The 23,454-nt window shown below is 77.2% G+C and carries 4 protein-coding genes; 1 reads left to right on the top strand and 3 read right to left on the bottom strand.

All coding sequences use genetic code 11. The features are described from left to right. Window positions 1-11: 11 nt before the first annotated feature. Window positions 12-18,818, bottom strand: coding sequence for a non-ribosomal peptide synthase/polyketide synthase (locus ACFY2K_RS14060; protein ID WP_387711467.1), 18,807 nt, complete (start codon window positions 18,816-18,818; stop codon window positions 12-14). A 165-nt stretch (window positions 18,819-18,983) separates the two neighbouring features. After that, window positions 18,984-20,366 (bottom strand): serine hydrolase domain-containing protein, encoded by a 1,383-nt coding sequence (locus ACFY2K_RS14055; RefSeq protein WP_387711465.1) that lies wholly within the window; start codon window positions 20,364-20,366, stop codon window positions 18,984-18,986. A gap of 1,059 nt (window positions 20,367-21,425) precedes the next feature. Between ACFY2K_RS14055 and ACFY2K_RS14050 the strand changes: the two genes are divergently transcribed. Next, window positions 21,426-21,914, top strand: a complete 489-nt coding sequence (locus ACFY2K_RS14050) for a flavodoxin family protein (protein ID WP_380589381.1) — start codon at window positions 21,426-21,428, stop codon at window positions 21,912-21,914. A gap of 65 nt (window positions 21,915-21,979) precedes the next feature. Here the strand turns inward: ACFY2K_RS14050 and ACFY2K_RS14045 are convergent, their stop codons facing one another. Continuing rightward, the gene (locus ACFY2K_RS14045; RefSeq protein ID WP_387711463.1) at window positions 21,980-23,317 is read right to left on the bottom strand and encodes an MATE family efflux transporter; all 1,338 of its coding nucleotides are present in this window, start codon (window positions 23,315-23,317) and stop codon (window positions 21,980-21,982) included. Window positions 23,318-23,454 lie beyond the last annotated feature (137 nt).

Genomic DNA, 23,454 nt, shown 5'->3' with positions numbered 1-23,454 from the left:
TCGTCGGATCCTCACCGTTCGTCATCGTCGGGGCCGCCGGACGCGGCGGCTTCGAGTTCGCTCAGCACCTGGTCCTCCACCAGGTCGGCCAGGTCGGCCACGGTGCGGGAGACCAGCACGTCGCGGGGGGTGAGCGTGACGCCGAAGGCATCGTTGGCGCGGGAGGCGATCAGCAGGGCCCGCACGGAGTCGCCGCCGAGCAGGAAGAAGTCGTCGGTGACGCCGACGGCGGTGCCCAGGGTGTCGGCCCAGATCGCGGCGACCGCCTCCTCGGTGGGCGTGCGGGGTGCCACCCGCTCGGCGGGGCCCGGTTCGACCGGCCGGGGTGCGGGCAGCGCGGCGCGGTCGGTCTTGCCGCCGGGGGTGAGCGGGAAGCGGTCGAGGACGGCGAAGGCGGTGGGGACCATGTGGCCGGGCAGTGAGCGGGCGGCCAGCGCCCGCAGTTCCGCACCGGTCGGTGGCTCGCCGGGCGAGGCGAGCACGTGGGCGACCAGCCGGGGCAGTCCGGGCTCGTCCTCGCGGATGCTCACCACCGCGTCCAGCACCGCGGGGTGGCGCACCAGGACGGCCTCGACCTCGCCCGCCTCGATCCGGTGGCCGCGCAGCTTGAGCTGGTGGTCGGTGCGGCCCAGGAAGTGCAGTTCGCCCCGGTGGTCGCGGCACACCAGGTCGCCGGTGCGGTACATCCGGCTGCCGGGCGGTCCGTACGGGTCGGCGGTGAACCGGGCGGCGGTCAGTCCGGGCCGGCCGAGGTAGCCGCGGGCCAACCCGGGCCCGCTCAGCCACAGTTCGCCCGGCGTGCCGTCGGGCACCGGCCGCAGCCGGGCGTCCAGGACGCGGGCTCCGGTGCCGGGCAGCGGGCGGCCGATCGGCGGTGCGGCGCCGTCCGCCGTCAGCGGCGCAGACCAGGTGGCGACCACGGTGGCCTCGGTCGGGCCGTAGGAGTTGACCATGCGGTGGTGCGGGGCCCAGCGGGCGACCAGCTCGGGGCCGCAGGCCTCGGCGCCGACGATCAGGGTCCTGAGGTCCGGCAGCGTCCCGGGGGTGTCGGCGGGCAGGGTGGCCAGGGCGGCGGGCGGCAGCAGGGTGTGGGTGATCCGCTCGGCGCGCAGCAGGCCGGCGAGCCGGTCGCCGAGCAGCGGCCCGGGGGCGGGCACCACCAGGCGGGCGCCGTGCGGCAGGGCCAGGCAGAGTTCCAGCACGGAGGCGTCGAAGCTGGGGGTGGCGAAGGCCAGCACCCGGTCGCCGGGGGCGATCCGGTAGTGGGCGGCCTCGGCGGCGGCGAAGGCGGCCAGGCCGCGGTGGGTGAGCACGACGCCCTTGGGGGTGCCGGTGGAGCCGGAGGTGTAGATGACGTAGGCGGGGTCGTCGAGGTCGAGCGGGCGGGTCCGGTCGGTGTCGGTGGGGCGGTGCTCGGGGCCGCCGTCCGGTCCGGCGGCGAGCAGGGCGGCGGTCTCCTTGGCGTCCAGGGTGAGCGCGGGGGCCGCGTCGCGCAGCATCGCCTCCACCCGCTCGTCCGGGTAGGCGGGGTCGACGGGGAGGAAGGCGGCACCGGTCTTGGCCACGGCGAGTTCGGCGAGCAGCATGTCCGCCGAGCGCGGCAGCAGCAGGGCGACCAGGGTGCCGGGTCCGGCGCCGCGGGCGATCAGCCGGTGCGCCAACCGGTTGGCGTGGGCCTCAAGTTGGGCGTAGGTCAGCTCCGAGCCGTCGGCGCTCAGGGCCACCGCGTCCGGCCTGCGGTCGACGGCGGCCTCGACCAGGGCGGGCAGGGTGGCCGGGGTGACCGGGTCGAGGGCCGGGCGGGCCGGCCCGTGCAGCAGCCTCCGCCGTTCCCGGGGCGGCAGCAGGTCGAGGTCGTCCAGCCTGGCGGCGCCGTCGCTGCCGGCCAGCGCGGTGAGGATGTGCAGCAGTTGGTCGGCCAGGCTCTCGGCGGTCGCGCGGTCGAGGTGGCGGGGGTCGTGGCCGAGCTCCACGGCGAGCCGCTCGCCCGGCGAGACGACCACGGTGAGCGGGTAGTTGGTGGCCTCCCGGGCGTCCAGGTCGCGGATCCGCAGCCCGTGGGCGCCGGCCGAGGCCGCGCTGACGGGGTAGTTCTCCAGCACCACCAGGCTGTCGAACAGCGGTGTGCCGGGCGGGAGTTCGCTCAGCGCCCGGATCGCGGCGAGCGGCAGGTGCTCGAACCGGCGGTCCTCGGCCCGCTCCTCCTGGAGGCCGCGCAGCCAGTCGGCGCAGGGCCGGGTGCCGTCCACGGTGACCAGGGCGGGCAGGGTGGTGATGAACAGGCCGACGATGTCGTCCGCGCCGGCCAGGTCGGCGGGGCGCCCGGAGACGGTGGTGCCGAAGCACACCCGGGCGTCGCCGCTGCGGTGGGCGAGCAGCAGTGCCCAGGCGCCCTGCACCAGGGTGTTGAGGGTGAGCCGGTGGCGGCGGGCGAAGGCCTGGAGCAGCGCCGTGTCGGCCGCGGTCAGCCGGTGCGAGAGCCACTGCCCGGAGCGGGCGGTGTCGCCGGGGGCGGGCCTGCGGTGGTAGGGCAGGGCGGTGGGCGCGGTGAGGCCCGCCAGGGCGGTGCGCCAGTGCTCGGCGGCGGCGCCGGTGTCGCGGGCCGCGAGCCAGCTCACGTAGTCCGCGAAGGGGCGGCGTTCGGGCAGCTCCGGCGCCCGCCCGGCGAGGAGTGCGGCGTGCGCGGCCAGCACGTCGGCGAGCACGTGGAAGACGCTCCAGCCGTCCAGCAGCACGTGGTGGAAGGTCCACACCACCCGGATGCTGTCCGGCCCGAGCCGGACCAGGTCGAGCCGGAGCAGCGGGGCGCGGTCCAGCGCCATCGGGCGGGAGCGCCGGTCGGCGAGCAGCGCCTCCAGCCGCCGGGTGCGCTCGCGCTCGGTGTGCCCGCTCCAGTCGTGCCGGGTGACCGGCAGGGTGGCGTGCCGGTGCACCAGTTGCAGCGGGACGGGCACGTCGTGGAGGGCGACGGCGGTGCGCAGCACGGGCGTGCGGTCGACGACCAGCTGCCAGGCGGCGGCCAGCGGCTCCGGGTCGCGGGCGCCGTCCAGCACGAAGGTGAGCTGCTCGACGTACAGGCCGTGTTCGGCCTCGTCCAGGCCGTGCAGCACCATGCCGGTCTGGGTGGGGGTGAGCGGCTGGATCCCGGTCACCTCCCGTCCGGTGCCGACCAGCCGGTCGACGGCGGCCTGGTCCAGCGGGGCGAGCGGGAAGTCGGACGGGGTGCGGCCGCCGGCGCCGGGTTCGGCGCAGTGGCGGACGATCTCCCGCAGTTCGTCGAGGAGTTCGGCGGCGAGCCGGTCGACGGTGGCCCGGTGGTGCCGTTCGCGGGAGTAGGACCAGGTGAACTCCAGCCGCCCGTCCGCCACCCGGCCGAGCACGTCGAGCAGGTGGGGGCGCCGGGCGGTGCGGTCGAGCCCGCCGGTGAGCGCGCCGTACGGGGCGTGCAGCAGGCCGCCGGGGGCGGGCGTCCAGTCCTGCCGGCCCAGGTAGTTGAAGCCGAGCTGCGGGGTTCCGGCGAGGCCGGGGGCCTTGCGCAGGTGGCGCAGGGCGCCGTGGCCGAGGCCGCCGTGCGGGACGGCGCGCAGGTTCTCCTTGACGGCCTTGAGCACGGTGCCGGTGTCGGCGGCCCGGGGGACGTCCAGGGTGACGGGGTACATCGTGGTGAACCAGCCGACGGTGCGGGAGAGGTCGACGCCGTCGAGGAGTTCCGCCCGGCCGTGGCCCTCCAGGGCGACGCTCACCCGGTCGCGTCCGGTCCAGCGGGCCAGCACCCGGCCGAGGGCGCAGAGCAGTACGTCGTCGATCCGGGTGCGGTAGGCCGCGGGGACGTCCTGGAGCAGTCGGGCAGTCCGCTCGGCGTCCAGGGCGACGGTCAGCGACTCCTCGACGGCGGCGGTGTCGGCGCCGTCCAGGTCGGTCGGCAGGACGGCCCCGGCCTCGCCCTCCGGGCTTTGCCAGTGGGCGAGTTCGCCGTCGAAGCCGCCGGCGGCGGTGTGTGCGGCGAGCCGTTCGGCCCAGGCGCGGAAGGAGGTGGTCTTGGGGCCGAGGTCGGGCCGCTGCCCCGCGCGCAGGGCGCGGTGGGCGGTGTCCAGGTCCTCCAGGATCAGCCGCCAGGACACCGCGTCCACCACCAGGTGGTGCGCGGCCAGCAGCAGGACGGGGTGGGGTTCGTCGGCGAGGTGGCAGAGGGCGGCGCGCAGCAGCGGTCCGGCGGCCAGGTCGAAGCCCTCGGTCAGCTCCCGGCGCAGCGCCTCGAACTCCGGTGCGCCCGGCAGGTGGTGGGTGCGCAGCTCCGGGTCCGGCCCGGGCGCGCTGCCGTACTGCCGCCACCCGCCGTCCGGCCGGCGCCGGTAGCGCAGCCGGAGCGCGTCGTGCTGTGCCAGGACGGCGGCCAGCGCCGCCCGGAGCAGGTGTTCGTCGGTGTCGGGGGCGAGCCGGAAGGCGAGCGACTGGGTGAGCCGGGCCGGGTCCCCGTCGAGGGTGTCGAACAGCCAGTGCTGGACGGGGGTGAGCGGGGCGTCGCCGGTCACCGGGCCCTGTTCGGCGGTGCCGCCCGGGTTCGGCGACTCCTCGGCGGCGCGGGCGAGTTCGGCCAGGGTCTGGTGGGCGAACAGGTGGCGGGGGGTCAGGGCGAGGCCGGCCCGGCGGGCGGCGGAGACGATCCGGATGCCCAGGATGGAGTCGCCGCCGAGGGCGAAGTAGTTGTCGTCGGCGCCGACTTCGGGCACGCCGAGGACCTCGGACCAGATCGCGGCGAGGGTGCGTTCGGCGGCGGTGCGGGGCGGCCGCGCGGCGGCGTCGGCCGGGGCGTGCCACTGCGGTACGGGCAGGGCGCGCCGGTCCAGTTTGCCGGTGGCGCCGAGCGGCAGCCGCTCCAGCGGCACCACGAGGGCGGGCACCAGGTGGTCGGGCAGGCTCCGGCCGAGGAAGTCCCGCCACTCGACGGGGTCGGGCAGCCGGCCGTCGCGGGGGACGGCGTAGCCGACCAGCCGCTTGTGGCCGTCCTGCTCGACCACCCGGGCGGCGGCCGCCGCCACCTCCGGGTGGCGGGCCAACGCGGCTTCCAGCTCGCCGAGTTCGATCCGGAAGCCGCGCACCTTGACCTGGTCGTCGGCGCGGCCGAGGTAGCGCAGTCGGCCGTCGGCACCCCAGCGCACCAGGTCGCCGGTGCGGTACATCCGGGCGCCGGCCGGGCCGAAGGGGTCGGGCAGGAAGCGGGCGGCGGTGAGGCCGGGGCGGCGCAGGTAGCCGCGGGCCACGCCGGTGCCGGCCAGGTACAGCTCCCCGGGGGCGCCGACCGGCACCGGGCGCAGCCGCCCGTCCAGCACGTAGGCCCGGGCGCCGCCGGCCGGGCGGCCGATCGGCGGGTCGCGGTCGGGGTCGGCAGGGCCAGCGGGATCGGCGGGACGAGCGGGGTCGGCCGGGTCGGCGGGGTCGCAGACGGCGGCGGTGGCGTAGACGGTGGCCTCGGTGGGGCCGTAGACGTTGAGGACCCGGCAGCCGGGGACGGCCTCCCGGACCAGACGTACGGTGCGGGCGGGCAGCGCCTCGCCGGCCAGCACCACGGTGTCGGCGGTGAGGCGGACGGCGTTCCCGGCCAGCAGTCCGCCGAGGGCGGAGGGCACCGCGCTGACCAGCCCGGCCCGCCGGGGCCCGGAGCCCTCGGTGAGGGCGAGGAGGTCCCGGACGAGCTCCACGCAGCCGCCGGCGAGCAGCGGCGAGAAGATCTCGAACACCGAGACGTCGAAGTTGAGCGAGGTGGCGGCCAGCACGTGGTCCAGGCCGCGGCCGGTGAACTCCCTTGCCGCCCAGTCGGTCAGGGCCAGCACGGAGGCCTGGGCGACCACCACGCCCTTGGGGCGGCCGGTGGAGCCGGAGGTGTGGATGACGTAGGCCGGGTGCCCGGGCAGCAGCGGGGCGGATCGTTCCTGCACGTCCAGCGCCTCGGCGGGCGCGGCGGCGAGCCGGGCGGCGCAGTCCGGGTCGTCGAGCAGGATCCGGGTGAACCCGCCCGCGGGGAGGCGCCGCCCGGCGCCGGAGTCGGTGATCACGGCCTCGGGCCGGACGTCCTCGAACAGGTACGCGATCCGCTCGGCCGGGTACCCGGGGTCGACCGGGAGGTAGCCGGCGCCGCTCTTGAGCACCGCCAGCAGGGCCACCACCAGCTCCGCGGTGCGGGGCAGCGCGAGCGCGACGAAGCGCTCGGGGCCGGCCCCGGCCGCGATCAGCAGCCGGGCCAGCCGGTTGGAGCGCTCGTCCAGCTCCCGGTAGCTCAGCACGGTGCCGCCGGAGCGGACGGCCGGGGCGTCGGGGGTGCGGGCGGCCTGCCGGGCGAAGGCCTCGGGCAGGGTGCGCTCCGGTGGCTCGACCACCGCGCCGCCGAGGCGTCGGACCAGCTCGCGGCCCGACTCCGTTGCCAGCAGGGGCAGTTCGGCGGCGGTCCGGTCGAGGCCCGCCGCCAACCCGGCCAGCAGCGTGCGCAGGCTCGCCCCGAGGCCCTCGACGGTCGCGGTGTCGAAGGCGGCCGGGTCGTGGTCGAGGTCGATCACGACCGAATCGCCGGGGGCGACCACCACGCTGAGCGGGTAGCTGGTCGGCTCCTGGACGCTCTCGGTCTCCACCGCCAGGCCGTGCCGGCTCAGCGCACCGGCGTCGAAGGGGTAGTTCTCGAAGACCACGATGCTCTCGAACAGGGCCGTCCCGCCGGGCAGTTCGCTCCAGTTCTGGAGCTGGGCCAGCGAGACGGAGTCGTACCGGCGGGCCTCCGACTGGGCGCCCTGCAGCGCGTGCAGCCACTCCCGCAGCGGGCGGCGCTCGTCGATCCGCGCCCGGGTCGGCAGCGCGTTGATGAACAGCCCCACCATCGAGGTGACGCCGGGGAGTTCGGCGGGCCGCCCGGAGACGACGGTGCCGAACACCACGTCGTCCCCGCCGCCGTAGCGGGAGAGCAGCAGCGCCCAGGCGCCCTGGAGGACGGTGTTGACGGTCAGCCCGGCCTGCCGGGCGGTGTCGCGCAGCCGCTCGGAGAGTTCGGCGCCGAGGCCGATCCGCACCTTGGCACCGGAGCTGGCCCGGTGGGCCCCGGCGGGGCGCCGGTCCCGGGGCAGTTCGGTGGGCGCGGGGAAGCCGGCCAGGGTGTCGCGCCAGTACCGTTCGGCCCGCGCCCCGTCCTGGGCGGCGAGCCAGCGCAGGTGGTCGGCAAAGGGGGCGCGTTCGACGAGCTGCGGCGGCCGGCCCTCGGTCAGCGCGGCGTAGCGCTCGCAGACCTCGTCGAAGACCTGGGCCGCGCTCCAGCCGTCGAGCAGCACGTGGTGGAAGGTCCACACCACCCGCACCCGGTCGGCGCCCAGCCGGACCAGGGAGAGTCGCAGCAGCGGCCCGGTGGCCAGGTCGATCCCGGCCTCCCGGTCGGCGGCGAGCAGCCGGGCGGTGTCCCGGGCGACCCGCTCGGCGGGCCGGTCCGACCAGTCGTGGTGGGCGATCGGCAGGGCCGCCCGGCGCCGCACGACCTGGACCGGCTCGGCGGTGTCCTGCCAGCTGAGCCGGGTGCGCAGCACCGGGTTGGCGTCCGCGGTCCGCTGCCAGGCCTCGGCGAGCGCCCCCGGGTCGGTGACCCCGGTGAGCACCAGCTGCACCTGGTTGACGTAGGTGCGCCCGGCCGGCTCCAGCAGGCTGTGGAACAGCATGCCCGCCTGCATCGGCGTCAGCGGGAGGACGTCGGCGACCTCGCGCCCGTCCCCGACGATCCGGTCCACCGCCGCCTGGTCCAGCCGGGCCAGCGGGAAGTCGGCGGGGGTGCGCCCGCCGGCGCCCGGTTCGGCGCAGTGCGCGAGGATCCCCTCCAGCGCGCGCAGCATCGCCTCGGCGAGGGCGGTGACGGTGTCCGCGCGGTGCCGGCCGGCGCCGTAGTACCAGGCGATCTCCAGCTCCTCGCCCTCGACCCGGGCGACCACGTCCAGCAGGTGGGGCCGCTCGGTGCCGGGCGCCTCCGAACCGCCCAGGCCGCCGGGGACGGCGCGCACCAGGGCGGCGCCCTCGGCGGACCAGTCGAAGCGGCCGAGGTAGTTGAAGCTGATGCCGGGCGCGGGGGCGTCGGCGAGTCCGCCGTCGGGCGCCAGGTGGCGCAGCGCGCCGTAGCCGAGGCCGTGGTCCGGCACCGCGCGCAGCTGCTCCTTGACGGACTTGAGCGCGGCGCCCCAGTCCCCGCCGGGGGCGTCGGGGACGTCCAGGGCGACGGGGTACAGCGAGGTGAACCAGCCGACCGTACGGGACAGGTCGACGCCCTCGAACAGGCCGTCCTCCCGGCCGTGGCCCTCCAGGCCGATCGCCACCGTGCGCCGCCCGGTCCAGTCCGCCAGCACCCGGCCGAGCGCGGTGAGCAGCACGTCGTCGATCCGGGTGCGGTAGACGGCGGGCACCTGGCGCAGCAGCCGGTCGGTGCGTTCGCGGTCCAACCGGACGGTCACCGAGCGCAGTTCGGCGGCGGTGTCGGCGCCCTCGCCGTCCACCGGCAGCGGGGCGGCGCACGCCCGGGCGGCCTCGGCCCAGTGGGCGCGCTGCCCGGCGAAGCCGCCGGACTCGGCGCGGGCGCGCAGCAGGCGGGCCCACTCCCGGACGGAGGTGGTGCGGGCGGGCAGCCGCAGCGGGCGGCCCTCGACGGCCTGCCGGTAGGCGGTCTCCAGGTCCTCCAGCAGCACCCGCCAGGAGACGCCGTCGACCACCAGGTGGTGGACGACGAGCAGCAGCCGGGCCGGGCCGGCGGTGCCGGGCCGGAACAGCCGGGCGGTGAGCAGCGGGCCGGTGTCCAGCCGGAAGCCGGCCTGGGCGGCCGCGGTCACGGCCGCCTCCTCGTCCCGGTGGTGGACCGTCAGCAGCTCGGGGGCGGTGGTGTCGGCGGGTTCGCAGTGCTGCTGCCAGGTGCCGTCCGGGCCGGGGGTGAAGCGGCAGCGCAGGGCGTCGTGGTGCGCCCGGAGGGCGGCCAGGGCACGGCGCAGGGCGTCCTGGTCGACCGTGCCGGGCGTCTCCACCACCACGGACTGGTTGAAGTGGTGGGCCTCGGCCGGGGCGGCGTCGAGGAACCAGTGCTGGATGGGGGTCAGGCCGACCTCGCCGCCGACCGGTTCGGTGCCGACCACGGTCACGGCGGTGCCGGCGGCCGCGGCCAGGGCGGCGACGGTGGGGTGCCGGAAGAGGTCGCGCGGGGAGAGCGCGAGGCCGGCGGCGCGGGCGCGGGAGACCACCTGGATGCTGAGGATGGAGTCGCCGCCGAGCAGGAAGAAGTCGTCGTCGAGGCCGACCCGCTCGACCCCGAGCAGCTCCGCCCAGATCCCGGCCAGGGCGCGTTCGGCGTCGGTGCGCGGGGCGCGGTGGGCGGCGCCGCCGGCCGGGGCGCGGTCGGGGGCGGGCAGCCGGCGGCGGTCGACCTTGCCGTTGGCGGTCAGCGGGAGTGCGGGGACCGTGACGAAGGCGGTGGGCAGCATGTAGTCGGGCAGCTCGGCGGCCAGGTGGGCGCGCAGGGCGGCGGCGGTGGGGGGTTCGGCGTTCGCGGCGGTATCGGGGGTATCGGCATGGTCGGCGCTCTCGGCGCTCTCGGTGAGCACCAGGTGGGCGACCAGCCGCTTGCGCCCGCTGCCGTCCTGGTGCAGGCCGACCACGGCCTCGGCGACGGCCGGGTGGGCGGTCAGCCGGGCCTCGATCTCGGCGGGTTCGATCCGGAACCCGCGGATCTTGATCTGGTCGTCCGCGCGGCCGACGAACTCCAGGTCGCCGTCCTCGCTCCAGCGCACGGTGTCCCCGGTGCGGTACATCCGGCCGCCGGGCGGGCCGTACGGGTCGGCGAGGTAGCGGGCGGCGGTCTCCCCCGGCCGCCCGGTGTAGCCCCGGGCGAGGCCGGCCCCGGCCAGGTACAACTCGCCGGTGGTGCCCGGGGGTTGCGGCTGGAGCGCGCCGTCCAGGACGTACGCCCGGGTGTTGTCCAGCGGGCGGCCGATCGGCAGCACGGCGGGCAGCGGGTCGCCGGTGCGGAAGGCCCGGCGGGTGGCGAAGGTGGTGGTCTCGGTCGGGCCGTAGACGTCGACCACGGTGAGTCCGGGGCAGGCCTCCAGCACCCGGCGCACCACGGCGCCCGGCACCGCCTCGCCGCCGGTCCACACCTCGCGGGCGCCGCGCAGGCAGCCCGGGTCCTCCTGGGCGAGCACCCGGAACAGGCCGATGGTCAGGAACAGGCAGCGCACGCCCTGTTCGGTGACGGCGCGGCGGACCACGGCGGCGTCCACGTCCCCGGGCGGGGCCAGGACGGCGGTGCCGCCGCGCAGCAGCGGCACCCACAGCTCGTAGGTGGAGGCGTCGAAGGCGTGCGGGGAGTGCACCAGCACCCGGTCGTGCCCGGCGAAGGCGCCGTCCAGGGCGAGCGCGGCGACGTCCCGGCGGCGCACGGCGACGCCCTTGGGGGTGCCGGTGGAGCCGGAGGTGAACATCAGGTACTGGAGGTGGTCGGGGTGGACGGGCGTCGGCTCGAAGCGCTCCGGCTCCGGGCCGGCCGGGCCGCCGTCGACCAGCAGCACCCGCTCGTCCGGGCGCAGTCCGGCCGCGGTGCCGGCCCGGTCGGCGTCGGTGAGCAGCAGGTCCGCACCGGCGGCGGTGAGCATCCCGTGCAGCCGCTCGCGCGGGGCCCGGCCGTCCAGCGGGACGTACACCCCGCCGGTGCGGACCAGCGCCAGCTGGGCGACGACCAGGGCGACGGAACGATCCATCAGGACCCCGACCGGGCGCTCCGGGCCGACCCCGAGCGCCGCCAGCCGGGCGGCCAGGGCGGCCGCGCGGGCGTCGAGTTCGCGGTAGCTCAGGCGCTCCTCGCCCGCTTCCAGGGCGACCGCCCCGGGCGACCGCCGCACCTGCTCGGCGAACAGCTCGGCGACGTCCCGCTCCGGCCGCTCGACCGCGGTGGCGTTCCAGTCGACCAGGACCTTCCGGCGCTCCCCCGCGGACAGCAGCGGGATCCGCGCGGGCGGGCGGTCGGCGCCCTCGGGCAGCGCGGTCAGCAGGGCGGTGAGCTGCCGGGCGGTGCGCCGGATCGTGCCGGGGTCGAACAGCCGCGGGTCGTAGCACAGCCGCAGGGACAGCTCCGGCCCCGGGTGGGCCAGCAGGGCGAGCGGGTAGTTGGTGGTCTCGATCCCGTCCAGCTCGCGCAGCCGCAGGCCGTGGGCGGCCGCCGCACCGTCGTCGACCGGGTAGTTCTCGAAGACCACGATGCTGTCGAACAGGGCGGCCTGCTCGGGGAGTCCGGTGGCCTCCCGGAGCCGGGTGAGCGGCAGGAAGCCGTGCCGGCGGTCCTCGCTCTGCTCCCGTTGGAGCCCGCGCAGCCAGTCCAGCAGGGTGCCGTCGGCGGGCACCGCGGTCCGGGTGGGCAGGGTGGTGATGAACAGCCCGGTCATCGACTCCACCCCGGGCAGCTCGGGCGGGCGGCCCGAGGAGGTGGTGCCGAACAGCACGTCGCCGCGGTGCGCGCCGCGGCCGAGCAGGACCGCCCAGGCGCCCTGGACCAGGGTGTTCAGGGTCAGGCCGGCGCCGCGGGCCAGCTCCTCCAGGGCCCGGGTCGCGGCGGCGGGCAGGGTGAACGGCAGGGTCCGGCTGGACTCCGCGCGGTGGCTGCCGCGCGGCTCGCGGTCGTAGGGCAGCGGGGTCGGCTCGGTGACCCCGGCCAGCCGGGTGCGCCAGTGCCGCTCCGCCTCGGCGGTGTCCCGCCCGGCCAGCCAGGCGAGGTAGTCACGGTAGGGGCGGCGGTCGGGGACGGTGCCGGACGGGACGGTGCCGGGCGGGACGGTGCCGGGCGGGACGGTGCCGGACGGTGCGCCTCCCTCCGGGCCGGACCGGGCCAGGGCGGCGTGGGCCGCGAAGACGTCCGTGAGCACCTGGAACAGGCTCCAGCCGTCCAGCACCAGGTGGTGGAAGGACCACAGCACCCGCACCCGGTCCTCACCGAGCCGGATCAGCGCCAGCCGCTGGAGCGGGGCCCGGTCGAGGTCGAGGCCGCGGGCCCGGTCGCGGTCCAGCAGGTCGGCCAGCCGCGTGGCGCGCTCGGGCTCGGGGACCTCGCGCCAGTCCAGTTCGGTGACCGGCAGCTCCGCCCGGCGGTGTACCACCAGCAGCGGCTCGGGGACGTCCTGCCAGCGGACCCGGGCGCGCAGCACCTCGGTCCGGTCGGAGACCCACTGCCAGGCCGCGGCCAGCCGGCCGGGGTCGGGCACGCCGTCCAGGACGAAGTCCAGCTGCTGGAAGTAGGCGCCGCCGCCGTCGTCCGCGAGGTCGTGGAAGAGCATGCCGGCCTGGGTGGGCGTCAGCGGGAGGACGTCCGCGACCGCGCCCGGGTCCTCGCCGGTGATCCGGTCCACGGCCGCCTGGTCGAGCCGGGCCAGCGGGAAGTCGGACGGGGTCCGCCCGGCGGCGCCGGGGCTGACCGCGAAGCGGGCGAGGTCGGCGAGGTCCTCGGCGTAGCGCCGGGCGAGCGCCTCGACGGTGGCCCGCCGGTGCCGGGGTTCGGCGTAGTGGAAGGTGAACTCCACCGCCTCGTCGACGAGTCGGCCGACGATCTCCAGGGGGTGCGGGCGCTCGACCCCCGGGTCGGCGTCCAGCTCCAGCGGGCGGAAGGTGCCGCGCAGCAGCCCGGCCCCGTCGTCCGCACGGTCGTCACCGCTGCCACCTCCGCCCGAAACGTCCATCCGGCCCAGGTAGTTGAAGCTGATCCGGGCGGTGGGCGCGGCCGGGGCCGTGCCGGGGCGGCCCAGGTGGCGCAGGGCGTCGAAGCCGAGCCCGCGCCGGGGGACGGCCCGCAGCTGCTCCTTGACCTGCTTGAGCACGGCGTCCCAGCCGGCCTCGGACGGCACGGCCAGCGCGACCGGGTGCCGAGTGGTGAACCAGCCGACGGTCCGGCCGAGTTCGAGCTCGGCGAAGAGCTCCTCGCGCCCGTGCCCCTCCACGTCCACCAGCACCTGCGTCGGCCCGCCCGCCCCGCGCAGCGCCCGCCCGAGGGCGGACAGCAGCACGTCGTTGGCCCGGGTGCGGTAGGTCTCGGGCAGGGTGCGCAGCAGGGCGGCGGTGGCGGCGGGGTCGAGCCGTACGGTCACCGAGCGGGCCGAGGCGTAGTCGTCGGGGGCCGTCCGGTCCTCGGCCGGGAAGGGCTCGGGGTCCTGGCCGTCCGCGGACGGCGAGGGGAGGGCGTGCGCCCAGTACTCCGTCTCGTCCTCGAAGCCTCCTGCGGCGGCGAACCCGGCCAGCCGCTCGGCCCACTGCCGCAGCGGGGTGGACTTCGGCGGCAGGGCGGCCGCGCCGTCCCGGCCCGCGCGGCGGGCCCGGTAGGCGGTGTCGAGGTCCTCCAGCAGCACCCGCCAGGACACCCCGTCGACCACCAGGTGGTGGACGGCGAGGTGCAGCACGGGCGGCCGCCCGGCGCCCCGGTCGTGCAGTACGGCGCGCAGCAGCGGGCGGTGTCCGGCGCCGTGCAGCGCGAAAGGTCCGAAGTGGGGGGTGTCACCGTCGGGCCCGGTGTGCCGGCCCAGCCGCAGCCGGGGCGTGCGCTCCTCGACCCGCCAGTGCGCGGCCTCCGCCCCACCGGCCGTCACGAACGAGGACCGCAGGGCGTCGTGGTGCGCGACCAGGTCGTTCAGCGCCTCCTCCAGCGCCGCCGGATCCACCTCCGCGGGCAGCAGCAGTGACAGCGCCTGGTTGAAGTGCCCGGCCCGTCCGGCGGAACGTTCCAGCCACCAGCGCTGGATCGGGGTCGGCACCGCCGTCCCGGTGGCGGCCACCGGGGCGACGGCGGCGGGCCGTTCGGCCGCGTCCGCGCAGCGGGCCAGCGCGGCGACGGTCTGGTGCCGGTAGAGGTCCCGGGAGGTCAGCGGCAGGCCCTCCTGCCGGGCCCGGGCGACCACCTGGATGCCGAGGATGGAATCGCCGCCGAGGTCGAAGAAGTTGTCGTCCGCGCCGACCCGCTCCAGCCGCAGCACATCCGTCCAGATGGCGGCGAGCGCCTGCTCGGCGGGGGTGCGGGGGGCGACGTGGCGGACGGTCCGGGCGAGCGGCCCCGGGTCGGGCAGCCGGCCGCGGTCGAGCTTCCCGTTGGGGTTGAGCGGCAGGGCGGGCAGCAGGACGACGACCGCGGGCACCAGGTGGTCCGGCAGGGTCAGCGCGAGCGCGCGCCGCACCGCCTCGGGCTCCACCCCGCCCGCCGGGCCCGGCACCACGTAGCCGACCAGGCGCCGGTGGCCGCCGCTCTCCGCGACGGCGGCGGCCGCCTCGACCACGCCGGGGCAGCGCCGCAGCGCCTCCTCCACCTCGCCCAGTTCGATCCGGAAGCCGCGGACCTTGACCTGCTGGTCGATCCGGCCGAGGTACTCCAGGTCCCCGTCGGCGTTCCACCGCACCAGGTCCCCGGTGCGGTACATCCGCGTCCCGGGCCCGCCGTACGGGTCGGCCACGAAGCGGGCCGCGGTCAGCCCGCCGCGCCCCAGGTAGCCGCGGGCCAGGCCGCCCCCGCCGAGGTACAACTCGCCGACCACTCCCGGGGGTTGCGGGCGCAGCCCGGCGTCCAGGACGTACGCCCTGGTCAGTCCCAGCGGGCGGCCGATCGGCGGCGCCCGGTCCGGCAGCCGGTCACCGGCGAACCAGGCGGTGGCGTAGACGGTGGCCTCGGTGGGGCCGTAGAGGTTGGCGACGGCGCTGCCGGGCAGGGCCCGCCGCAGGTCGCGCACCGCGCGGGCGGAGAGCGCCTCGCCGGCCAGCACCACGGTGTCCGGGGCGACCGGGGCGGTGCCCCCGGCGATCAGCCGGGAGAGCGCCGAGGGCACGCCGCTGAGCAGGCCGACCGGGCGCGGGCCCCCGGCGTCGGCCTCGGCCTCGGCTCCGGCCTCGGCGAGGACGGTGAGGTCCGCGACCACCTCGACGGACCCGCCCACCAGCAGCGGGCAGAGCAGTTCGAAGACCGAGACGTCGAAGCTGAGCGAGGTCGCGGCGACCACGTGCGCCAGCCCGTCGGCCCCGAACCGCTCCGCCGCCCAGTCCGCGAGCGCGGCGACGCTGCGGTGGGTGACCACGACGCCCTTGGGGCGGCCGGTCGAGCCGGAGGTGTGGATGACGTACGCGGGGTGGTCCGGCAGCAGCGGGCCGAGCCGGTCGGCGTCGGTCAGGTCGGCGTCAACCCCTGAGGCGTCGGCCCCGGGAGCAGCGGCGCAGTCCTCCAGCAGCAGCACCGGGCACCCCCCGGGCAGCGCGGCCGCCGTCTCCCGGGTGGCGAGGACCAGCGCGGGCCGGGCGTCCGCCAGCAGCAGCCGGATCCGCTCGGCCGGGTACGCCGGGTCCACCGGCAGGTACGCCGCACCGGATTTCAGCACCGCCCACACCGCCGCCGGCAGTTCCGCCGAGCGCGGCAGGCAGAGCGCGACCAGCCGCTCCGGGCCCGCGCCCCGGGAGACCAGCAGCCGGGCGAGCCGGTTGGCGCGCCGGTTCACCTCCGCGTAGTCCAGCCGCACCGGTCCGTGCACCACGGCGGTCCGCCCGGGGGCCTCGGCGGCCCTCGCCTCGAACAGGGCGGGCAGGACGGCGCCCGGCGCCCCGGCCCGGCCGGTGGCCGGCGGGTTCCAGGAGTCGAGCAGGGTGCGCTGCTCCTCCTCGGAGAGCATCGGCAGTTCGTCGAGGACGCGCTGCGGACCGTCCGCCATGCCGGCCAGCAGGCGGTGCAGGTGCCGGCTCATCCGGGCCACCGTGCGCCCGTCGTACAGGTCGGTGCTGTACTCGACGGTCAGCGTGCAGCCGCCGGCCCCGTCGGGGGTGAACTCCAGCACCAGGTCGAACCGGGCGGCCGGGCGGGGCAGCGGGTGGTCGGCGAAGTGCAGGCCGCCGGCGGTGGCCGGGGCGGTGGGGCTCTGCTGGACGACCAGCACCTGCACCAGCGGGGTCCGGCTCGGGTCCCGGGGCGGGGCGAGTTCCTCGACCACCCGGTCGAACGGCGCGGCGGCGTGCGCGAAGGCGTCCAGCAGCACGGCGCGCAGGTCCTCCACGTACCGGTCGACGGTGGCCTTGCCGTCCACGTCGGCGCGCAGCACCACGGTGTTGACGAAGAAGCCGGTGACGTCCTCCAGCTCCCGCCGGTCGCGCCCGGTGGTGACGGTGCCGAAGGCGACGTCCCGTTGGCCGGAGTAGCGCGAGAACAGCAGCGCGGACGCCCCGGCGAACAGGGTGAACAGGGTGGTGCCGCGGCCCGTCGCGAGGTTCCGCAGCCGGGCCACCAGTTCGGCCGGGAGATGGTGGCGGTGCGCCGCCCCGGCGGTGCCGCGCAGCGCGGGCCGGGGCCGGTCGGTGGGCAGTTGGAGCGGCTGGAGGTCCGCCAGGCAGCGCTTCCAGTGGGCGAGGTCGGCGGTTGGGTCCGTGCCCCGGCGGTGCTGCTCCCAGTGCGCGAAGTCGGGGTACTGGAGGGCGGGTTCGGGCAGCCCGTCCGGTGCGCCGGTGGCCTCGGCCCGGTAGAGCGCGGCGAGGTCGCGGGTGAGCACGGCGACCGAGCGGCCGTCGGTGACGATGTGGTGCTGGCCGAGCAGCAGCAGGTGGTCCTCCGCGGCGAGCCGGACCAGCAGCGCCCGGGTGAGCGGCCCCTGTGCCAGGTCGTACGGGCGGCCGAGCTCCTCGGTCAGCAGCCGTTCGGCGGCCGCCGCGCGCTCCTCGGCGGGCAGCGCGGCCAGGTCGGCGGTGCGCAGCGGCAGTTCGGCCGTCCCGGCGACGTGCTGGACGAGCCGGCCGTCGAGGGTGGCGAAGGTGGTGCGCAGCGCGTCGTGGCGGCCGGCCAGCCGGTGCAGGGCGCGGCGCAGCGCCTCGACGTCGGGCACCCCGCGCAGCCGCAGCGCCGCGCCGGTGTTGTACTCGGTGCCGCCGGCCTCGAGGTCGTCGAGGAACCAGAGCCGGCGCTGGGCGCTGGAGGCGGGCAGCGGACCGCCGCGCGGGGCGGGCGGGATCGGCTCCGGCGCCGCGTCCGCCGGCCGGTCGTCCAGCAGCGGGGCCAGGGCGGCGACGGTGCGGGCGGTGAAGACGTCCCGGAGGGTGAGCCGGGCGCCGAGCCGCTCGGCGATCCGGGCCAGGGTGCGGGCGGCGAGGATCGAGTCGCCGCCCAGCTCGAAGAAGTCCTCGCCGACGCCGACCGCGTCGAGGCCGAGGGCCTCCGCCCAGATGGCGGCGAGGGCGCGTTCCCGGCCGGTGCGCGGGGCGAGCGGTTCGGCGGTGTCGGGGCGGGCGGGGGCGGGCAGGGCGCGCTGGTCGACCTTGAGCTGCGGGGTGAGCGGCAGGGCGGGCAGGACGACCACGGCGGAGGGCACCAGGTGGGCCGGCAGGGCCGCGGCCAGGGCGGACCGCAGGCCGGCCGGGTCGGGGGCGTGCTGCGGGTCGGCGGGGGTGGCGTAGCCGACCAGCCGGGTCCGGCCCGGCTCGTCCTCCCGGACCACCACGACGGCCTGGTCGACGGCCGGGTGGGCGCGCAGCGCGGCCTCGATCTCGCCCGGTTCGATCCGGAAGCCGCGGACCTTCACCTGCCGGTCGAGCCGGCCGAGGAACTCCAGCTGTCCGTCGGCGGTCCACCGGGCGCGGTCGCCGGTGCGGTAGAGCCGGGCGCCGGGCGGCCCGAAGGGGTCGGGCAGGAAACGCGCGGCGGTCAGGCCGGGGCGGCCCAGGTAGCCGCGGGCCACGCCCTCGCCGCCGAGGTACAGCTCGCCGTCGGTGCCGGCCGGCCGGGGGCGCATCCGTTCGTCGAGCACGTACGCCCGGGCGTGCGGCAGCGCCGCGCCGATACTCGGGGTGCCGCTGCCGGCGGCGAGCGGTCCGGTCCAGGTGGCGACGATGGTGGCCTCGGTCGGGCCGTAGGAGTTGATCATGCGGCGGCCGGGTGCCCAGCGGTCGACCAGCTCGGCGGGGCAGGCCTCGGCGCCGACGATCAGGGTGCGCAGGTGGCGCCCGGCCCCGGCGGGCACGGTGGCCAGCGCGGCGGGCGGGACGAGCGCGTGGGTGATCCGGTGCTCGTCCAGCACCGCGGCGAGCTCCGCGCCCAGCCAGGGGCCGTCCGGCGGGACAACCAGGGTGGCACCGGCCAGGACGGAGATGAACAGTTCCAGCACGGAGGCGTCGAAGCTGGGCGAGGAGAACTGCAGCACCCGGTCGCCGGGGCGCACCGCGTAGCGCTCGACGGCCGCGGCGGTGAACCCGGCGATGCCCCGGTGGGTGACCACCACGCCCTTGGGGGTCCCGGTGGAGCCCGAGGTGTAGATGACGTACGCCGCGTGGTCGGTGCCGGGCCCGGCGGCTGCGGCTCCGGCTTCGGCTTCCACGGCTCCTTCTGTTTCCGCCTCCAGCGCCGCGGCGACCCGGTCCGGGTCGTCCAGCACCACGGCGGGCGCGGCGTCGGCGAGCATCAGCGCCCGCCGCTCGGCCGGGTAGTCCGGGTCCACCGGCAGGAAGGCGGCGCCGGAGCGGGCGACGGCCAGCTCGGCGGCGACCAGTTCCATCGAGCGCGGCAGGACCAGCGCCACCGTGCGGTCCGTGCCCGCGCCGCGCCGTCTCAGCGCGCGGGCCAGCCGGTCGACCCGGTCGGACAGCTCCCGGTAGCTCCAGGTGCGCGAGCCGTCGGTCAGCGCCGGGGCGTGCGGCGCCTCGGCCACCCGGGCGGCGAACAGACCGTCGAGGGTACGGCCCGCCGGGCGCGGGCCGGTGACGCCGTCCGGCGCCCCGGCGGTGTCGCGGGCCGACGGCGGGGCGGACGGACGCACGGGCTGGGCGGGCCACTCGGCCATGGCGGGAGGTCCTTCCGGACGGGGAGGAGGCTGCGCGGGCACCCGGGCGGAGGCCGGCCCTCGGTGCTGCGGGAACGGTGTGGCGGCAGTGCACGAGCGTGGGGGTGCACGGCGGTACGACGGTGGTACGGCGGCGGTGCGACGGCAGGCGCCGCCTGCGGCGGCTCAGGCGGGCCCGGTCCGCCGCGCGGTGCGCCCGGACACCTGCACCAGGTCGACCACCCCGGTGGCCGGGTCGCGGTGGAACCACCCGCCCGGCTCGGGCAGGCCGGTGTCGGGCGCGATCAGGTCGTAGCGCAGGTCGGCGTAGCAGCGCAGCGGGAGCGGCAGGTCGCCGTCCACGGAGAGGGTGAGCCCTCCGTCGTGCGCCGCCTCGACGCGGTACCGGATCCCGCCGTTGCGGTAGTCGCCCGCGCACTCCGGCAGTTCGGCCGGGACACCCCGGGGCTCCTGCTCCCCCGCGGCCACCGGGGCGATCGCGGCGGGCACCGCGATTCCGGTCAACTCGGCCAGTTCTGCCGCGAGTTCCCGCCAGAGTGCGGTGGCGCTGCCCGCGTTGCCGGTGAAGGCGACCACCGTCCCGCCGTCCGGTTCGGCCCGCAGGTGGCAGGAGGTGCCCATGGCGTTGCCGTCGTGGCCGCACCAGAGCCGCCCGTCCTGCCGGTAGAGCGCCAGGCCCGCGCCCCAGCCGTCCGCGAGCGCGCCCGGGCGGGCCCCGGGCTGGGGGCGGCGCAGTTCGTCGGCGACGTCCGCGGGCAGTGCCTTGGCCCGGCCGATCGCGGCGGCGCCGAAGACGGCCAGGTCGGCGGCGCTCAGCAGCAGCGCCCCGGCGGGCGCCTCCACCGGGGCCAGGTTCTGCCGGACCGGCCGGACCCGGCCGGTCGCGGCGTTGAAGGCGTGCCCGGCGGCGAGCGGGCGCCCCGCCGCGGCCGGGCCGGCCGGCAGCGGACCGAGGAAGGCGGGCACGGTGTCCAGCGGTTCCAGCAGCAGGGTCGCGACGGCCTCCGGCCAGGGCATCCCGGTCACCGTCTCCACCAGGCGCCCGGCGGCGACGTAGCCGGCGTTGGAGTAGGAGAAGCCCGTCCCGGGCGGGAACAGCGCGTCCCGGGCGGTGCAGACCGCGGCCAGGTAGTGCGCCGCGGTGCTCCGGGCGGCCGTGTCGGAGTCCGGTCCGGTGGGCAGTCCGCCGGTGTGGCCAAGGAGTTGACGGATCGTCACCTCGCGGAGCGGGCGGAATTCGGGGAGGTGCGCGGCGACCCGGTCGTCGAGGTCGAGGTCCCCGTCGTCGGCGAGCAGCACCACCAGGGCCGCGGTGTACGGCTTGGTGAGCGACCCGACCGGTACGGCGGTGTCCCCGGTGAGCGGCGCGCCGGTGGCGGCGTCGGCCACGCCGGTGTGCAGGGCGACGACCTCCGCCCCGGTGTCCAGGACCAGTTGGGCCCCGGGCACCCGGTGGCGGCGCGCGAGCGTGTCGAGCCGGTGCTGCAACTCGCGCCGCAGCAGCTGCGGAACGCGCTCGCGGACCGGCGCGGAAACGGGGTACGGCATGGGCGGTGGCTCCCGTTGACTGGTTCTCGGGTGCGGACGCGACGGCGCGCCCGTGAAGGAATTCCGGATTGCCGAGGAACGCTCTGCCGGATTCACGGCCGGCGGCGCAGCGCAGCGCGAAGTACCGCGCGCACAACGCGATCGACCGAACGCCGTCCGGCAGCAACCGGCCCGACACGAACGGGAATGGAGGCGCCTCCCGGCGCGGCACGGCGCGACGACGGCGCACACGGGGCGCTCCGGGCCACGACGGCGCGCGGCGGCCGGACGGCACGAATACGACCCGTTTTTCCCGCTACGCGGAAAGCCCCGCGCGGCCGAATACCCGGCCCGGGCCGACGGGACCGGACTGGCACCCCGGACACTCCGGCCTGCGGGCCCGTCGGCCCGCACCCCGCAGGGTCGCCCCACCCGGCATCGCAATCCCCCCTGCGCCCCTCCCCCGCGACCACCGTGCGGAACCCTCTCCGCAACGGCCCCGGGAGACAGCGCAATCCTTGACGGACCGAACGTTCGAAAGACGAACGCGGAACAGTCTTCACGGCGGATCACCCGCCCGCAACCCCTTCCGATTGAACGGAAAGCAATTCTCATGGGAAACGGACCGACGAAATCCCTGGTGTGGCTCCCGACCACGGACGGAACACCTGATGACGCCTGTGAATTGGTTGGCCGAAACCGTGGCCGTCGGATCCCGACGGGCCGGAACCAGATTTTCACCGACACCGCAGAGTGGCCACAATGACGCTCGGGACGGCTGTGCGGAAATGCGACGGAGGATATCGGGGGTGAAAGGGGAGGGCCCGTGGTTCGGACGTGCCGCGCGGTGTTCCCGGAGCCGGCGGCGCACCGTGGTGCGCCGTACCGGGGGACTCGCGTTCCGCAACGGCGCACGGCGGCTCGGGACGGCTCGCGGGGATCAGCGGCGCACGGGGCCCGGGCCGCGCGCCGCTCGGCGGCGCACGACCCGCGATGCCACGACCCCCGATGTCACGTTCCGCCGCGCTGCCCGGTCCATCCGGTACCTGCACGACGAAGAACGAAGGGAGCGTCCTCACCATGAAGGCCGTCATCGTGTGTGTCTCGGTGTCCCACGGCAACACCCGACGGATCGCCGAGGCGATCGCCCGGCCGCTGGCCGCGCCGGTGGTCGCACCGGAGGAGCTGGACCCGGCCGATCTCACCGGCTACGACCTGGTCGGGTTCGGCTCGGGCGTCTTCACCGGCCGCCTCCACCCGCGCCTGCGGCGCTTCGTGAGCACCGTTCCGTCCGTCCTCCCGTCCGCCGAACACCCCTGCCGGGCCTTCGTGTTCGCCACCAGCGGCCTGCCCGAACCCGGCTTCCGCCCCTTCACCCGGCCGACGGAGCGCGCCCTGGCGGTGAAGGGCTTCCGGATCGTCGACGGCTTCACGGCCCGCGGCCACGACACCTGGCTCCCGTTCCGCCTGGTCGGCGGGATCAACAAGCACCGCCCCGACAGCCGCGACCTCGCGGCCGCCCACACCTTCGCCGAGCGCCTGCGGAGCGCGACCACGCCGACGTCCTGAGCCCGACGTCCCGAACCCCGCACCCCGGGTCCGGTGGCCGGGCCCCCGCCCGACCACCGGACCGCCTACCTGCCCCGGAGGCCCGCCACCCGGGCCCGCGCCACGCCCAGCCCCGGATCCCCTCCGCCACCGTCCCCACGCCGGGTGAGCACCACCAACAGCACCAACTGCACCACCGCACCGACCCCCTGGCCGACCCACACCCCGTCCACCCCCCACCAGTGCGACAGCACCACCGCCGCCCCCAACTGCCCACCCAGCCCGCACACCGCCGACACCACCAGCGCCCGCCCGGCCCCGGTCGCCTGGTGGTAGCCGCCGAGGGCGACCGCCGGGGCGTACGGCAGCAGGTAGAGGGCCGTCAGGTGGAGGAACCCCGTGGCCTGGGCGGCCACCGCCGGGTCGTCGGCGAACAGCGCGGTGAGCGGGCCGGCCGCGCCCGCCGCCAGCAGCGCCGCCGCGGCGCCCAGCCCGACGGCGAGCCGGGCGGTGGCGTGCCGGAGGTCGCGCAGCGGCTCGGGCGCGCCGGCCCCGGCGAGGTGGGCGGCCCGGAGGGCGGCGGCCTGGCGCAGCGCGTAGAAGGCCATGGTGAGCAGGAGCAGCAGCCGGTAGCCGATGCCGTACCCGGCCACCGCCGCCACCCCGAAGCCCGCGACCAGGGCGAGTTGGGCCGTGCCGACGGCCATCCGGGCGGTGAAGTCCAGTCCGAACGGCGCACCGGCCCGCAGGATGCCGACGGCCGCCGGGCCGACGCCCCGGACCGGCCCGCCGGCCCGGGGCCGCAACCGCAGGGTGACGGCGAGGGCGATCGCCCGGGAGGCGGTCAGGGCGAGCGCCGCGCCGGTCACGCCGAGGGCGGGCAGCGGGCCGGCGCCGAGGATCAGCAGCGGGTCGAGGACCAGCAGCAGGGCGTTGGAGAGCAGCGCGATCCGCATCGGGGTGCGGGTGTCGCCGGCGCCCTTGAAGAGTTCGTCGGCGACCCGCTGGGCGAAGAAGAGCCCGAAGGCCGGGAAGGCGACGGTGAGGTATTCGGCGGCCCTGACGGCGGCCTCGCCGTCGAGGAAGGCCTCCGCGATCCGGTCCCGGAGCAGGAAGCCGGGGGCGGCGAGGGCGAGGGTGCCGAGCGCGCAGAGCCGCCAGGCGGCGTGGGTGATCCGCCCGGCCCCGTCCCGGTCCCCGGCGCCGAGGGCCCGGGCGAGCCGGACGCTGACGCCGGAGGACACCACCAGGACGAGTCCGAGCAGCAGGTTCTCCAGGGTTCCGGCCAGGGTGACGGCGGCGACGGCGGCCCCGCCGAGCCCGGCCACCCAGAGCGTCCCGATCACCGTGGCGACCACTCCGGACAGCAGTTCCGCGTAGACCGGTCCGGCCAACAAGGCCAGCCGGACGGACTGTTCACGCACGGGTTCCCCCATCGTCGCGCCACCCGCACCGGAGCGGGCGACTGCCTCGAATGGATATACATCGAATCGAGGCACCTCGACAAGAGGTAGCATCATCCGCGGTACGGGGCGCATCATGGGGCGCACTCCGACGAAAG

Source organism: Kitasatospora sp. NPDC001309 (assembly GCF_042896295.1).
GTDB lineage: Bacteria > Actinomycetota > Actinomycetes > Streptomycetales > Streptomycetaceae > Kitasatospora.
This window is presented reverse-complemented; position numbering and strand designations above follow the sequence as displayed.